At 71.6% G+C, this 14,298-nt stretch carries 8 protein-coding genes; 4 read left to right on the forward strand and 4 right to left on the reverse strand.

Annotated elements, in window-relative coordinates; all coding sequences use genetic code 11:
- Positions 1–228: 228 nt before the first annotated feature.
- On the reverse strand, positions 229–1,641 hold the full coding sequence (locus tag ABZ321_RS18790) for a glycosyltransferase family 4 protein (protein ID WP_354892670.1): 1,413 nt from the start codon (positions 1,639–1,641) through the stop codon (positions 229–231).
- Between the two features lie 100 nt (positions 1,642–1,741).
- Positions 1,742–3,778, reverse strand: coding sequence for an amylo-alpha-1,6-glucosidase (locus ABZ321_RS18795; protein ID WP_354892673.1), 2,037 nt, complete (start codon positions 3,776–3,778; stop codon positions 1,742–1,744).
- A 241-nt stretch (positions 3,779–4,019) separates the two neighbouring features.
- Between ABZ321_RS18795 and glgX the strand changes: the two genes are divergently transcribed.
- Genes glgX through treZ form a run of 3 tightly spaced genes read left to right on the forward strand, consistent with a single transcriptional unit; the run spans position 4,020 to position 10,090 of the window.
- On the forward strand, positions 4,020–6,125 hold the full coding sequence (glgX, locus tag ABZ321_RS18800; RefSeq protein ID WP_344498156.1) for a glycogen debranching protein GlgX: 2,106 nt from the start codon (positions 4,020–4,022) through the stop codon (positions 6,123–6,125).
- A 5-nt stretch (positions 6,126–6,130) separates the two neighbouring features.
- Complete coding sequence (treY, locus tag ABZ321_RS18805; RefSeq protein ID WP_354892677.1) at positions 6,131–8,374, forward strand: malto-oligosyltrehalose synthase; 2,244 nt, start codon at positions 6,131–6,133, stop codon at positions 8,372–8,374.
- 3 nt (positions 8,375–8,377) lie between these two features.
- On the forward strand, positions 8,378–10,090 hold the full coding sequence (treZ, locus tag ABZ321_RS18810) for a malto-oligosyltrehalose trehalohydrolase (protein WP_354892680.1): 1,713 nt from the start codon (positions 8,378–8,380) through the stop codon (positions 10,088–10,090).
- Between the two features lie 1,098 nt (positions 10,091–11,188).
- On the opposite strand, the gene ABZ321_RS18815 is transcribed toward treZ, so the two are convergent.
- Positions 11,189–12,055: an SRPBCC domain-containing protein gene (locus ABZ321_RS18815; RefSeq protein ID WP_354892683.1), complete on the reverse strand. Its 867-nt coding sequence runs from the start codon at positions 12,053–12,055 to the stop codon at positions 11,189–11,191.
- Positions 12,048–12,389 carry a metalloregulator ArsR/SmtB family transcription factor gene (locus ABZ321_RS18820; RefSeq protein ID WP_344498144.1) on the reverse strand — a complete coding sequence of 114 codons (342 nt, stop codon included), beginning with the start codon at positions 12,387–12,389 and terminating at the stop codon, positions 12,048–12,050. Before ABZ321_RS18820 ends, ABZ321_RS18815 begins: the two co-directional genes overlap by 8 nt.
- 160 nt (positions 12,390–12,549) lie before the next feature.
- Here ABZ321_RS18820 and ABZ321_RS18825 point away from each other — a divergent pair, with 160 nt between their 5' ends.
- Positions 12,550–14,265: a family 43 glycosylhydrolase gene (locus tag ABZ321_RS18825; RefSeq protein WP_344498142.1), complete on the forward strand. Its 1,716-nt coding sequence runs from the start codon at positions 12,550–12,552 to the stop codon at positions 14,263–14,265.
- The last annotated feature ends 33 nt before the right edge of the window (positions 14,266–14,298 follow it).

Here is a 14,298-nt window from a genome sequence, read left to right on the forward strand (position 1 = left end):
CGAAACGCCCACCGAAGTCAGCAGCAGCACGGCATACACCATGATCCGGAAGACTTCGTGCAGCCAGAGGTGCACAAGGTCTACCGGATCACGCGGCGCCGACCGGAGTCAGCCGTAGCGCGGCGTACAACATGATCCGGAAGACTTCGTGCAGCCAGAGGTGCACAAGGTCTACCGGATCACGCGGCGCTGGGTCTTGTCGGGGCGGACAAAAGGTGTCGGGCGGGGTCAGCGGCGTTCGACGGCGGCCATGACGACGTCGAACGGGGCTGCGGCGGCCCGGGCGGCCTCGGCGCGGTCAGCGGCCTCCCGCTCGACGGCGTCGTGCCACAGGGCGCCCTCGGTGCGCATCGCCTCGCGGGCGGCCGACGCGCCGGCCTGCCAGGCGGCCTCCTCGGCGGCGGCGCGCAGCAGTGTGGCGGGACGCTCGCCGACCGGGACCTCCGGCGGGTCGGCCAGCAGGTTGCCCGGCGGGACGAAGACGACGGGCAGGCCGGAGCCGACCACCGCCGCGTGCCGGCGGGCCTCGAAGTCCGGGGCGGAGGCCACCGCGTCGGCGTAGACGGCGGCGGTGCGGGCCGCGATCGCCTCCCACGAGTGCCGGTCCCGGACCATCTGCCGGGCCTTCGTCGCCAGGCCCTGCGCGAACATCGGGTCCTGCAGCAACGCGTCGACGGCGTCGGCGAGGCCGTCGGGCTCACCGACGGGGAAGCGGACGCCGGTGATGCCGTGCTCCACGATCGAGGCGAGCCCACCCGTCGACGCGACGACGAGCGCCGCACCCGAGGCCGCGGCTTCGAGGGCGACGGTGCCGGTCGGCTCATACCGGCTGGGCACGACGAACGCGTCGGCGGCGGCGAGGACCGCGGCGAGGGTGCGCTGGTCGAGCTGGCCGGGGAAGCTGACGGCGCGGTGCAGCTTGCGCTTGCGCGCCTCTTCGATGAGGGTCGCCCGGTAGTCACCGTCGCCGACGACGACGGCGCGCGTGCCGGGGTGCCGGTCGCGGATCGCCGGGAGGGCCTCGAGCAGGTCCTGGACGCCCTTCTCGGCGACGAGCCGGCCCGCGGAGACGAGCAGCGGCCCCTCGCCGGCGAAGCGGAGCCGGGCGGCCAGGACCTCGCGGGCGCTCGCCGTCCACCTGTCGGGGTCGATGCCGTTGGGCACGACGTCGACCCGCTCGTCGGGGACGTCGAAGAGGTGCTGGACCTCCCACCGCAAGTACTCGGTGGGCACGATCACCCGGCACGCCTCGGAACCCAGCCACCACTCGACGGAGTGCACGGAGCGGCTGGTGTCGCCGGTGAGGTAGCCCTGCCGCCGGCCCGCCTCGGTCGCCTGCATCGAGGCGACGAACGGCACCCCGAGCGCCTCCTTGAGGGTGACCGCGGCGTGGGTGACGAACCAGTCGTGGGCGTGGATGATGTCATACCCCTCGGCGGGCACGGTGCGGACCGCGGCCTCGGCGAGCAGGTGGTTGACGGCCATCGTGTCGGCGAGCGCGCCGGCCCCGCCCACCCCGTCGGCCGAGGGCAGCGGCGCGGCGCGGACCACCCGCACGCCGTCGACGACGGACTCCGGAACAGGACCATGGCGGGTCACCACGGTCACCGAGTGACCGGCGGCGGCCAGTGCTGCTGACAACGCTGCGATGCGCCCGCGGGGCGCACCATCTGTCGACGGACTCTGAAAATCCCAGGCGATCATCAAGACGCGCATTGCGGATACCTCTCGTCGCCGACTGTCACCGTAGCGCGTTCCGGCGCTTGCGCGGAGCAGCATCGCGGGCCAATTTCAACTTTTCGGTCTTGCCGGAAGATGCCGTTTGCAACTTGCGGTTCGCCCTGATGGCGGCCCTCGCGTGCAGCACCGCGGCGACCGAGCGGGCGGAGAACGGGGCGCCGGTCGCGCGGTGCGGGGCGTCACCCTCCGCGATCTCGCTGACGGAGCCGAGGCCGCACTCGCCGAGGTGCGCCTCGACGGCGGTGAGGACAGTGTCCACCGGCAGCCCGGCCGCGATCCGTGCCTCGACGTACGGCCCCAGCAGCCACAGCCACGCGGTCCCCTGGTGATACGCCGTGTCGCGGGCGACCACGCCGCCGCGGTGGGTGCCGTGGTAGCCGTACTCGGCCGGGGCCAGGCTGCGCAGCCCGAGCGGCGTGACGAGGGTCGCCCCGATCGCCTGCAGCACCTGCGTGCGCAGCCGTGGCTCGTCGGCGGCCGGCGCATACGGCAGGCTGAACGCGAGCAGCTGGTTGGGGCGCAGCACGGCGTCGTCGTGGATGCTGCCGCCGCCCTTCGGGTAGGCGGCCGGCCGGGCGTCGACGAGGTCGAAGAGCCACCCGTCGGGGGCCCGGAACCGCTTGACGACCTGGGCCTTCACCGCCTCCCGGCGGGAGTGCACGACGGAGGCGTCGCGCCCGCAGCGCTCCCGCAGCGCGCCCACGGCGCCGAGGGCGTTGGCCCACAGGGCGTTGAGCTCGACGGGCTTGCCGTCGCGAGGGGTGACGGGGCCGCGGGGCAGCCGCGCGTTCATCCAGGTGAGGCCGGACTCGTCGGCCTCGACGGCGAGCAGCCCGTCGGAGGTGTCGGCGCGCACGCCGTCGCGGGTGCCTTTGGTGTACGCCGCGATCACACCCTCCAGCACCGGCAGCAGCTCCGCGGCGAGGGCGTCGTCGCCGGTACGGGCGACGTGCCGCTCGGCGGCGTGCACGAACCACAGCGGCCCGTCGCAGTCGCCCAAGCGGGAGGCGCGCATCCGCTCGGGGAGGTCGGCGTGGGCCCGCAGCAGCCGGGCGCCCTCGTCGAACCGTCCGGTGGCGAGGAACAGGCCCTCGTAGGCGGTCATCGTGTCGCGCAGGTAGCTGCCGAACCACGGGTACCCGGCGACGACGTCGGGCGTCCCGTCGGGTTTCGTGACGATGCACTGGTCGGCGGCGAGCACGAGCGCCTTGTCGACGGCGTCGCGGGCACCGGCGGTGGCGGCGGTCCGCAGCAGCTTCCGCGCCCGGCGCCGCGTGTCGGCCACCACGGTGGCCGCCGCGGGAGGCACGGCGTCGAGGTCGCCGGACCAGGCGGACACCGACAGCGTCTCGTCGAGGGCCAGGGTGGCCTGGAATGTGCCGGCGGCCCACAGGTCCTCGACCGGGTTCAGGCCCCGGGCCGCCTCCTCGCGGGCGTACGCGTCGAGGTACCACTCGCCGACCGGCCGGAAGTCCGGCCCGTCGACGCGGTAGGCGCCGTCGACGGTGAACCCGCCGCCCCCGGCCAGCTCGACCGCCGGCGGCTCGGTCGTCCGGTCCCGTTCGCCGTCGGCGTCGCGCCACGTGCACAGCGCGGTCAGCGCCAGCTCGACCGTGACACCGGCGGGCGCGTCGACGAGCCGGTGCACGACGGCGACGCTGTTGCGCCCGTACGTCATCGCGACCTCGCGCTCGATCACGACCTCGCCGATCCGCCAGCGCCAGCGCGGCACGCCGTCGGCGAGCTCGAAGTGCTCGAGGTGGTGGTGGCCGGCCGGCTCGATCGCGCCGGACGCCCACTCATGCACGGCGAGGCGCACGGTGGCTCCGCCGGGCAGGGTGACGACGGGGTCGAGGGCGGCGAGCGCGAGGTGCCGGTCCGGGGTCACGAGCAGGCCGTGATACCGCCGGGTGCGGAGCCCCGCGACCGTCCCGGTCGCGTAACCACCGGTCCCGTCGGTGACGAGCCACTCGTGTTCGAACCCGGAAGCCGAGCCGCAGACATGGGGGCCGAAGGTCATGACCGATCCCGGGGGCATGTGCCCAACTATGATCCAATCCCCCTTGTTTGAAACGTGCGCCACACGAATTTCGGGTGTGATTCATCCCGGGCACCTGTCGGAAAGCCGACGCGCCCCGGCGCACGATTCATTATTGATGGCACTGGGCATATGGCAGCCAGCTTCGCGCGTACCCGCGCGTGAACTTTCGACGCACGTAACACTGTGGCAACGCCGCACCCGTTGAGCACTGGTGCCGGCTGATGGATCAGGAGTTGAGATGCAGGTTTGGCCGGGCAACCGGTACCCGTTGGGTGCTACGTACGACGGGCAGGGCACGAACTTCGCGATCTTCTCCGAGGTGGCAACGGCCGTCGAACTGTGCCTGTTCGACGACAACGACGTCGAGGAGCGGGTCAAGCTCGTCGAGGTCGACGCCTTCGTGTGGCACGCCTACCTGCCTGGTGTCGACCCGGGACAGCGCTACGGCTTCCGCGTGCACGGTGACTACGACCCGGCGCGGGGGCTGCGCTGCAACCCGCACAAGCTGCTGCTCGACCCGTACGCCAAGGCGATCGACGGCGACATCACCTGGGACCCGGCCGTCTACGGGTACGACTTCAACGACCCCGAACAGATGTCCACCGCCGACTCCGCGCCGTTCATGCCGAAGGCCGTCGTGGTGAACCCGTGGTTCGACTGGGGCAACGACTCCGCGCCGCGCATCCCGTACCACCACACCGTGGTGTACGAGGCGCACGTGAAGGGCCTGACGATGCGCCACCCGGACGTGCCGGAGGAGCTGCGCGGCACGTACTCCGGCATCGCCCACCCGGCGATCATCGAGCACCTGCGCCGGCTCGGCGTCACCGCCCTGGAGCTGCTGCCAGTGCACCACTTCGTGCACGACCAGCGCCTGGTGGAGCTCGGCCTGTCCAACTACTGGGGCTACAACACGATCGGCTTCTTCGCCCCGTACCACGGCTACGCGCGGCGGCACCGCGGCCAGCAGGTGCAGGAGTTCCGCGGCATGGTCAAGGCCCTGCACGCGGCCGGCATCGAGGTCATCCTCGACGTCGTCTACAACCACACCGCCGAGGGCAACCACCTCGGCCCGACACTCGGCTTCAAGGGCCTGGACAACGGGCACTACTACAAGCTCGAGGACGACGACAACCGCTACTACACCGACTACACGGGCACCGGCAACAGCCTCAACGTGCGCAACCCGCACACCCTGCAGCTCATCATGGACTCGCTGCGCTACTGGGTGACGGAGATGCGCGTCGACGGGTTCCGCTTCGACCTCGCCTCGACCCTGGCCCGCGAGTTCTACGAGGTCGACCGCCTGTCGACGTTCTTCGAGGTCGTGCAGCAGGACCCGGTCGTCAACCAGGTGAAGCTGATCGCGGAGCCGTGGGACGTCGGCCCGGGCGGCTACCAGGTCGGCAACTTCCCGCCGCTGTGGACGGAGTGGAACGGCAAGTTCCGCGACACGGTCCGCGACTTCTGGCGCGGGGAGCCCGCGACGCTCAGCGAGTTCGCGTCGCGGATCTGCGGCTCGGCGGACCTCTACCAGGACGACGGTCGGCTACCGTTCGCCAGCATCAACTTCGTCACCTGCCACGACGGCTTCACGCTCAACGACCTGGTGTCGTACAACGAGAAGCACAACGAGGCCAACACCGAGGACAACCGCGACGGGGAGAGCCACAACCGGTCGTGGAACTGCGGCGTCGAGGGCCCCACCGACAACCAGGACATCAACGCGCTGCGGGCGAAGCAGCGGCGCAACTTCCTGACCACGCTGATGCTGTCGCAGGGCGTGCCGATGATCGCCGCCGGCGACGAGCTCGGCCGCACCCAGGGCGGCAACAACAACGCGTACTGCCAGGACAACGACATCAGCTGGATCGACTGGGACGACGTCGACGAGCAGCTGCTCGCCTTCACCCGGGGGCTCGCGGCGTTCCGGGAACGGCACCGGGTGTTCCGCCGCCGGCGGTTCTTCACCGGGCGGCCCGTGGCCCGGCAGGAGGGCACGCCCATCCCGGACGTGGCGTGGTTCGCCACCGACGGCCGGCAGATGACCGAGGAGGACTGGGACAACCAGTTCGGCAAGGCGCTCATGCTGTTCGTCAACGGCCAGTCGATCACCGAGCGCGGGTCGCACGGCGAGCGGCACGTCGACGACTCGTTCCTGCTGTGCTTCAACGCGCACTACGAGCCGGTCGACTTCGTCATCCCGCAGCCGGACTACGGCAAGGAGTGGGAGCTGGTGATCGCGACCGCGCCCGGGTCGGCCCGCGGCGGCGTGTCGTACACCGCCGGCGGGACCCTCGTGGTGCCGGACCGGTCCCTCGTCGTGCTCGACCGGACCGTGTGATCCGCGTGGCGGCGAACATCCCGTCCGGGACGTACCGCGTCCAGGTGCGCCCGGACTTCGACCTCGACGCGGCCGCCGGGCTCGCCGGCTACCTGCACGACCTCGGCGTGAGCCACCTGTACTCGGCGCCGCTGCTCGCCGCGACGCCCGGCTCCCCGCACGGCTACGACGTGGTCGACCCGACCCGCGTCAACCCGGAGCTGGGCGGCCGGGAGGCGCTGCGGCGGCTGGTCGAGGCCCTGCGGCAGCAGGGGCTGGGCCTGGTCGTCGACATCGTGCCCAACCACATGGGCCTGTTCCAGCCTGCCGCGAACCCGGCCTGGTGGGACGTCCTGACGCACGGCCCGTCCTCCCGCTACGCGTCGTGGTTCGACATCGACTGGTCCGCGGGCCCCATCGTGGTGCCGGTGCTGGGCGCCGCCTCGGACATCGCCGAGCTGTCGGTCTCCGGAGCCGAGCTGCGCTACTACGAGCACCGCTTCCCGATCGCCCCGGGCACCGGTGACGGCACCCCGCAGGAGGTGCACGACCGGCAGCACTACCGGCTCGTCGACTGGCGGCGCGGCAACGAGCTGCTCAACTACCGCCGGTTCTTCGCCGTGACGGAGTTGGCGGGTGTACGGGTGGAGGACCCGGCCGTGTTCGACGCCACCCACCAGGAGGTGCTGCGCTGGGTGGCCGACGGCGACGTCGACGGCATCCGGGTCGACCACCCCGACGGGCTGCGCGACCCCGACGGGTACCTCGCCACGCTGCGCGAACGGGCCCCGGACGCGTGGCTGCTCGTGGAGAAGATCCTGGAGCGCGGCGAGCCGCTCCCGCCGCACTGGCCCGTCGACGGCACCACCGGCTACGACGCCCTCGGCGACGTGTGCGGCCTGTTCATCGACCCGGCCGGCGCCCCGGCGGTCGACGGCGCGGACTGGCCCGAGGAGGCGCACGAGCAGAAGCTGGACGTGACCCGGCGGCTGTTCCCGGCGGAGCTGCGCCGTCTCGCCGCCCTCGCGCCCGGCCCCCTGTCGGTCGACGTCCTGGCGGAGCTCGCCTCGAACTTCCACGTGTACCGCACGTACCTGCCGTACGGCCGGGACGACTTCGACGCCGCCGTCGCGGAGACGAAGCGCCGCCGGCCCGACCTCGCCGAGGCGCTCGACGGCCTCGTCCCCCGCCTCACCGACCCCGCCGACGAGCTGTGCGCCCGCTTCCAGCAGCTCACCGGCGCCGTCATGGCCAAGGGCGTCGAGGACACCGCCATGTACCGGTGGAACCGGTTCGTCGCCCTCAACGAGGTCGGCGGCGACCCGTCCCGCTTCGGCGTGCCGCCGCTGGAGTTCCACGCCGCCGCGGTCCGCCGCCTCGACGAGTGGCCGGCCGGGATGACGACCCTGTCGACCCACGACACGAAGCGCGGCGAAGACGTCCGGGCCCGCCTCGCGGTCCTGTCCGAGGCTGCTTCGGTGGCGCCGGACCTGCTCACGCCGCTGCTCGGCCGGGCCGGCATCCCCGACCCGTCGTTCGAGGCGCTGTTCTGGCAGACCGTGGTCGGCGCGTGGCCGCTGACCGCCGAGCGGCTGCAGGCGTACCTGACGAAGGCGGCCCGGGAGGCGAACCGCTCGACCTCGTGGAGCAACCCCGACCCGGCCTTCGAGGCGACGTTCGCCGCCGCCGTGCGCCTGCTCGACGACGACGCCGCCCTGCGCGCCGAGGTCGACGCGATCGTGGCGCGGATCCGCCCCTTCGGCTGGTCCAACGCCCTCGGGCAGAAGCTGGTGCAGCTGACCATGCCCGGCGTCCCCGACGTCTACCAGGGCACGGAGCTGTGGGAGGACTCGCTCGTCGACCCCGACAACCGCCGCCCCGTCGACTTCGCCGAGCGGCGCGACCTCCTCGCCGCGCTGGATGCCGCCGCTGTACAGCCGCCCGTCGACTCCTCCGGGGTGGCGAAGCTCCTCGTCGTCAGCCGGGCGCTGCGGCTGCGGCGGGACCGGCCGGAGCTGTTCCGCGGCTACCAGCCGGTGCCCACCACCGGTGACAGCGCCGGCCACACGATCGCCTTCGACCGGGGCGGCGCCCTGACCGTCGCCACGCGGCTGCCGCTGCGCCTCGCCACCGCCGGCGGCTGGGACAGCGAAACCCTGGTGCTGCCCGGCGGCGCCTGGACCGACGTCCTGACCGGCCGCGCGATCGCCTCCGCGCGGGTCGGCGACATCCTCTCGACGTACCCCGTCGCGCTCTTGGTGAGGGAGTAGCCCGTGCACGAGTTCCGCGTCTGGGCCCCGTCCGCTTCCACCGTCTCGCTGTCCATCGGCGACTCGTCCTCGCCTTCCTCTCCCATGACGGCTGCCCATGACGGCTGGTGGACGCTGACCGTGCCGGACGCCGGCCACGGCACCGACTACGGATTCGTCCTCGACGGCGGCGAGGTCCTCCCAGACCCACGCTCCAGGCGGCAGCCCTCCGGCGTCCACGGTTTGAGCCAGGTGTACGAGCACGACTCGTACACCTGGAGCGACGGCGACTGGAAGGGCCGGCAGCTACCCGGCAGCGTGATCTACGAACTGCACGTCGGCACGTTCACCCCCGGCGGCACGTTCGACGCCGCCATCGAGAAGCTCCCCTACCTGCGGGACCTCGGCATCGACATGATCGAGCTGCTGCCCGTCAACACCTTCAACGGCACCTGGAACTGGGGCTACGACGGCGTCGGCTGGCACGCCGTCCAGGAGTCCTACGGCGGCCCCGACGGCCTCAAACGCTTCATCGACGCCGCGCACACCCACGGCCTGGGCGTGATCATCGACGCGGTCTACAACCACTTCGGCCCGTCCGGCGCGTACACGCCGGCCTTCGGCCCCTACCTGTCCTCGGGCGCGAACACGTGGGGCCGCTCGCTGAACCTCGACGAGGCCCACGCCGGCGAGGTCCGCCGCTTCATCATCGACAGCGCCCTGCAGTGGCTGCGCGACTACCACGCCGACGGCCTGCGCCTCGACGCCGTCCACGCCCTCGTCGACCGCGGCGCCACCCACCTGCTGGAGGAGCTCGCCGTCGCCGTGGACGCGCTGTCCACCGCCGTCGGCCGCCCCCTGTCGCTCATCGCCGAGTCCGACCTCAACGACGCCAAGCTCGTGACGGCCCGCGAGGCCGGCGGCTACGGCCTGCACGCCCAGTGGGACGACGACGTGCACCACGCCCTGCACGCCCTGCTCACCGGCGAACGGCAGGGCTACTACGGCGACTTCGGCTCCCCCGCCTGCTTCGCCACCGTCTGGACCTCGGCCTTCTTCCACGCCGGCACCTGGTCCTCCTTCCGGGGCAGGGTGCACGGCCGCCCGGTCGACACGCTCCGCATCCCGGGCCACCGTTTCGTGGTCTGCCTGCAGAACCACGACCAGATCGGCAACCGCGCCACCGGCGACCGCCTGACCGCGACCCTGTCCGACGGCCTGCTCAAGGTGGGCGCGACGCTGCTGCTCACGTCCCCGTTCACCCCGATGCTCTTCATGGGCGAGGAGTTCGCCGCCCGCACCCCGTGGCAGTTCTTCACCAGCCACCCGGAGCCCTCACTGGCCACGGCCGTCCGCGAGGGCCGCCGCGAGGAGTTCGCCGCCCACGGCTGGCCTCCCGGCGACGTCCCCGACCCGCAGGACCCGGCCACCTTCGAACACTCCCACCTGGACTGGTCCGCCCAGGACCCGTCGATGCTGGCGGTGTACCGGTCGCTGATCGCCCTCCGCAAACGCCACCCCGCCCTGTCAGACCCGCGTCTCCCCTTGGTCGAGGTCAGTCACGACGACGGCGTCCTGCTGATCCGCCGCGGCCCCCACACCGTGGTGGCAAACCTGACATCAACCCCCCGCACCATCCCCCTCTCCGCGCCCTGCCTCCTCTTCACCACCGACGAATCGACCGTCCTCCAGTCCGACTCCCTCACCCTCCCCCCAGAATCCGCCGCCATTCTGTAATGCTGTAATTCCCCCCACCGCTGCCGCGGCGGGGCCCGGCGGGGATTCTCACCCGCGGCCCCAATGCGCCGCTCCGCGACGCACTGCCCGCGCTGAGGCGCGAGGCAGGCCAAGCGGCGCATGCGCGCCGCATCCGGTGGCTGGCCGCCGCACCAACCGAGACGCGAGGCACGGCTCCTCCCCAACAGACATCATTCAATGCCCGAGTTCGCACCCTTTGCCCATCGACCCAACCATCGCCACCCGCGACCACTCCACACCAACCTCTCGCCTGCCGCTGCCAGACGTTGGTCAATACCCGGATTTGCGGCTTTGGCGCATCGACGTTGCGCGATCCACCTCACTTTCCGCGATCAACATGTAGGTGGATCGCGCAACGTCGATCCCGAAAAGGGGCGTTTCGGGGCATTGACCAACGTCTGCACGGCGAGGGCGAGGCCCCAGATCCGCAGTCCAGCCACGACTCCAACCCGAACGCGGCACAACCCTCGGGCACCGGCACGACCTCAACCGGGACACGGCACAAACCCAGCCCAGACGCGGCACAACCCTCGGACGCGACATGACCCCGGACGCGGCACGATGGCCCCGCTGACATGTCGGACCTGACTGCCGCTACCCGAGACCACCCACCCGCAGCCGCTCCGTGGCAACCCCCTGCCAGACGTTGGTCAATGCCCGGGTTTGCGACTTTCGCGTATCGGTGTCGTGCGATCAGACCGGCTTGCCTGATCGACATGGGGTGGATCGCGCTACGCCGATCTCGAAAGGGATGTTTCGGGGCATTGACCGACGTCTGAGAGGGGTGGAGCGGGGGCGTGGGAAGTCCGGTGCCGTCGAGCCGATGACCAGCGCCACCTCCGTCGAAGCCAGCGGCGGCGCGGATGCCGCCGAGCGACTCCATGGCGACGTGCCGCAGGGCCGGGTCGGTGAGGGCGGCGGCGACCGTGGGCAGGGTCGGCGGCGACGAGCTCGTCGATCTCGTCGACGACCGGGTCGGCGCAGTCCCGCACGTCCCGCATGGCGTACTGCAGGCGCTCGAGCCGACCCCAGCGGAGCCAACCATCAACGAAGCCGGCCATGACGGAAGACGCAGTGTCAGGGGCGTGGCGGGATCTCCTGCAGGAGCCAGGTGTTGCCGTCGGGGTCGGTGAAGGCGGCGTACAGGATGCCGCCCATGTCGTCGACGCCGGCGACCTCGACGCCGCGGGCGAGCAGCAGCTCCCGGGACTTGTGGATGTCGGCGACGACGAGGTGCAGGCCGCGCAGCGTGCCTGCGGGCAGGTCGAGGCCCGGCAGGTTCTTGTACAGCACGATCGAGCACGCCGAGCCGGGTGGGGTGAGCTGCGTGACGCGGACGTCGTCGTTGGGCTTGATGTCGTGGTCGAGGTGGAAGCCCAGCAGGTCGACGTAGAACCCGATGGCGCGGTCGACGTCGGCGACGGGCACCGGCACCAGTTCGAGGCGCATGTCGGGCACCGGCGGGAGGCTGACGCCCTGCGCGTAGGACTCCAGGCTGGTGAAGCCGGCCTCCAGGCCTTCCTTCATCCCTGACTGCAGGGCGGCGTCGCGCGCCGACTGCGACGGGTAGCGCACGAGGGTGGTGACGGTGGTGTGGCTGCCGGCGGCCTCGAACGTCACGGTGTTGAGCGTCTCGGGGAACCCGGGGCCCCACGTCTCGGTCGCCACGAGCCGCAGCGGGCGCCGCACCTCGGTGAACGTGCCGGTGAGCGTCATCTCGGCGGCGCCTTCGCCGCGCAGCACGTACCGGAAGGTGCCGCCGGGGCGCAGGTCGATCTCGCAGACCGGCATGGTCCACCCGGGCGGGCCGGTCATCCAGTTGGGCAGGTGCTCGGGGTTGGTGTAGCAGTCGAAGACCAGGGCCCGCGGCGCCGCGAGGGTCCGCCGGATCTGGATCTCCACGTCGCTGGGCAGGTCGAACGCGGTGGCGTTGGCGTCAATCATCGGTGCCGTCCTTCTGCTGCAGGGTCTGCAGGTAGCTGTCGAGTCGGGCGTAGCTCTCGTCCCAGAACCGCCGGTATTCCTCGGCGAACTCCGTCACCTCGCGCATGGGGGCCGCCTCCAGCCGGCAGGGGCGCCACTGCGCCTCGCGGCCGCGGCTGATCAGGCCGGCGTGCTCCAGGACCCGCAGGTGCTTGGAGATCGCCGGGCCGCTCATGGCGAACGGCGCGGACAGCTCCTTCACGGTCGCCTCGCCGCGGGTCAGCCGGGCCAGGATCGCCCGCCGGGTCGGGTCGGCCAGCGCCGCGAAGGTCATGCTGAGCTGATCGGTGACCATGGGTTACCTCACCACTTGGTTATCTAACCTCTCGGTTATTTAATGCCGCCGGTGTACGGAAGTCAAGCCGAACAACTTCCAACAAGATCTTTCACAAGGCGTCGCGGGTACGCATAATCGGGCATCGACACACCGCCATGTGTCAGGTCAGGAGTTTGCGATGAAACGTGTCCTCGCCCTGGCGGCGCTGCTCGTGGGGCTGCTCGTGGCCCCCGTGCAGCCCGCCGTCGCCGCCACCTCAGGGAACCCGATCCTCCCCGGGGATCACCCGGACCCCTCGATCGAGCTGTTCAACGGCGCTTACTACGTGTACACGACCGCGAGCGGCGGCACGACCGACGCGCCCGGCCGCTACTTCCACGCGTGGCGCTCCACCGACCTCACCAACTGGGTCGACGCCGGCGTCGTGCTGGACCGCGCCACCGTCAGCTGGGCCTCCACCGACACCCGCACGTGGGCGCCGGACATGGTGTACCGCAACGGGAAGTACTACTTCTACACGGCGATCGCCACGTCCGTCGCCGTCGCCGTCTGCGACTCCCCCGTCGGCCCGTGCCGCGACAAGGGCTCACCACTCGTCCAGGGGAAGATCTTCAACGGCATCGAGGCGATCGACCCGATGGTGTTCGTCGACGACGACGGCCAGGCGTACCTGTACTTCGGCGGCTCCGCCGGCGGCGGCAACATGGGCGTCTTCCGGCTCAACGCCGACATGACCTCGGTCAGCGGCACGGTCACCGTCCAGCGGCCGCAGAACTTCACCGAGGCGCCGTTCGTGTTCAAGCGGGCCGGCCGTTACTACCTGCAGTACTCCAACGGCTCGTACGCCGACAACAGCTACAACGTGCAGTACTCCACCGGTCCGGGCCCGCTCGGCCCGTGGACCTACGGCGGGCAGATCCTGTCCGCGGCCGGCGCCTACAACGGTCCCGGCCACAACGGCATGCTGCAGTACCCGGGCACCGACGACTGGTACATGGTCTACCACCGCTACCAGAACGGCGACTACAGCAAGCGGTACGCGGCGCTGGACCGCATGTACTTCAACGGTGACGGCACGATCGCCCGGGTCACGATGACGGCGACGGGTGTCGAGGCCCGCCCCGCCCCGGCCGCCGGCGGGCTCCTCACCGGCCCGGGCGGCAAGTGCGTCGACGTGTCCGGCGACGACTCCGGCGGTAACGGCGCCGCGGTCCAGCTGTGGGACTGCCTGGCGTCGGCCGGCGACCAGCACTGGACGGCGTCCGGCGGCACGCTGCGCACCCTGGGCCGCTGCCTCGACGTCACGGGCGGCTCGACCGCCAACGGCGCCCTCGTCCAGCTGTGGGACTGCAACGGCGGCGGCGCGCAGCAGTGGGCGCCGCAGGCCAATGGCACCCTGCGCAACCCGCAGTCGGGCCGCTGCCTGGACTCCCCGAACGGCGCCACCGCCAACGGCACCCGCCTGCGGATCTGGGACTGCAACGGCTCCGCCGCGCAGGTGTTCCGCCTGGCGACGGGCACGATCGCCGGGCCGGGCGGCAAGTGCGTCGACGTCAACGGCGACGACATCGGCGTCAACGGCGCCCGCGTCCAGCTGTGGGACTGCCTGGCGTCCGCCGCCGACCAGCACTGGACCCCGTCCGGCGGCACCCTGCGCACCCTGGGCCGCTGCCTGGACATCGCCGGCAACGTGACCACCAACGGCGCCGCGGTCCAGTTGTGGGACTGCAACGGCGTCGGCGGCCAGCAGTGGACCCAGCAGGCGGACGGCTCACTGCGCAACCCGCAGTCCGGCCGCTGCCTCGACTCCCCCAACGGCGCCACCGCCAACGGCACCGCCCTGCGCATCTGGGACTGCAACGGCTCGGCCGCACAGCAGTTCCGCCTGAGCTAGAGCAGCCGGCGCCGTCGGGTACCGTCGACAACC

It is taken from the genome of Dactylosporangium sp. NPDC006015 (genome assembly GCF_040614215.1).
Classification (GTDB): Bacteria; Actinomycetota; Actinomycetes; order Mycobacteriales; family Micromonosporaceae; genus Dactylosporangium; species Dactylosporangium maewongense.

Excerpts from the sequence above, each read along its gene's own strand:
- ABZ321_RS18795 (WP_354892673.1), bottom strand. The coding sequence starts at position 3,778 with ATGCCCCCGGGATCGGTCATGACCTTCGGCCCCCATGTCTGCGGCTCG.
- glgX (WP_344498156.1), top strand. The coding sequence starts at position 4,020 with ATGCAGGTTTGGCCGGGCAACCGGTACCCGTTGGGTGCTACGTACGAC.
- ABZ321_RS18815 (WP_354892683.1), bottom strand. The coding sequence starts at position 12,055 with ATGATTGACGCCAACGCCACCGCGTTCGACCTGCCCAGCGACGTGGAG.
- ABZ321_RS18820 (WP_344498144.1), bottom strand. The coding sequence starts at position 12,389 with ATGGTCACCGATCAGCTCAGCATGACCTTCGCGGCGCTGGCCGACCCG.
- ABZ321_RS18825 (WP_344498142.1), top strand. The coding sequence starts at position 12,550 with ATGAAACGTGTCCTCGCCCTGGCGGCGCTGCTCGTGGGGCTGCTCGTG.